Annotated in this window: 1 protein-coding gene; it reads left to right on the top strand. The window is 40.1% G+C overall.

Annotated elements, in window-relative coordinates; translation table 11 throughout:
• The first annotated feature begins 99 nt into the window (after positions 1 to 99).
• On the top strand, positions 100 to 1,251 hold the full coding sequence (locus FTU36_RS16550) for an IS4-like element ISAbe18 family transposase (RefSeq protein ID WP_104425765.1): 1,152 nt from the start codon (positions 100 to 102) through the stop codon (positions 1,249 to 1,251).
• Positions 1,252 to 1,273: the final 22 nt, after the last annotated feature.

Genomic DNA, 1,273 nt, shown 5'->3' with positions numbered 1-1,273 from the left:
GTCACTGCTGTCCCATAGTTTGCTTTAAATAAAAAAACCTGAGTCCTAACAGTTAAAATATGAGTGCAAACAAACACTTTAACGACCAGGATTCAGGTTTTGTCACATCAGAATACCGTATTTCATGAGCTAATTAAACCTGTTGTGCGACAGGATTTTGAACAACTTGCTAAAGTGCACCATGTTGGACAGAAATTTAGAGCGGCTTCCCGGTGGGATCAGTTTATTGCCATATTGATGTCTCAATTCTCTTGTAGGCAAAGTCTGAGAGATATTCAATCCAATTTGGAGTGCCAACAGGAAAAGCTAAGTCATCTCGGAGCAAAGTCTATTCCCCGAAGCACGCTGGCACGAATCAATGAGCAGCAGCCTGCTGCCTTGTATCAACAGCTATTTTACAAGTTGCTTAAATACTATGACCACTCAAAAGTCGCTCATAAATTTCGCTTTAAGAATCCCTTGTATTCCTTGGATGCCAGTCATATTGACCTGTCGCTTTCCTTATGTGAATGGGCCAAAGTTCACGACTCAAAAGCCAGCATGAAACTCAGTATAGGATTGAATCACAGCAATGATATTCCTGAGTTTGTTGCAGTTGAAAATGGCAAAGAAAATGACATGGTACAAGGCCGCAAATTCCAGTTTCCTGCTGGCAGCATTGTAGTTTTTGATAAAGGCTATGTCGATTACCAATGGTATGCAAATCTGACTGCTCAAAACATTGGATTTGTCACACGTTTTAGGCCTAAATCTGTGTATCAGGTGATCCAGCAACATCCAGTGCTTGAATCCAAAGGTATTCTAAAAGATGAAACCATTCAGCTGAATAGCGCACATGCCCTAAAAAGAAAAGCCCCAGTGTTAAGAAGAATTGAATATAGAGATCAGCAAAGTGGCAAGCACTTTAGCTTTCTCAGCAATAACTTTCATTTAGCCGCCTCCACCATTGCGGCGATTTATAAAGATCGTTGGAAAGTTGAGCTGTTCTTTAAGGCGATTAAGCAGAATCTCAAATTAAAAGCGTTTCTAGGTCGCAGCAGGAACGCAATTCAGACACAAATCTGGATTGCGATGATCGCCTATTTATTGGTGAGTTTCGCTCAACATTTAGGAAAAACAGGTTGGACAGTTCAACGTTTACTCAGAATAATTCAAGTGAATTTGTTTGAAAGAAGAACTTTAAAAGCTTTATTTTCACCCGATAAAATACCCATAAAACAAGAGGAAGCTCAAATGAGCTTCCTCTTGTGAAAAATTGTGGGACAGCAGTGAC

The sequence above is a fragment of the Acinetobacter sp. YH12096 genome (assembly GCF_013419215.1).
Classification (GTDB): Bacteria; Pseudomonadota; Gammaproteobacteria; order Pseudomonadales; family Moraxellaceae; genus Acinetobacter; species Acinetobacter amyesii.
The sequence above is the reverse complement of the archived record's forward strand: the minus strand, read 5'-3'. Positions and strand labels throughout refer to the sequence as shown.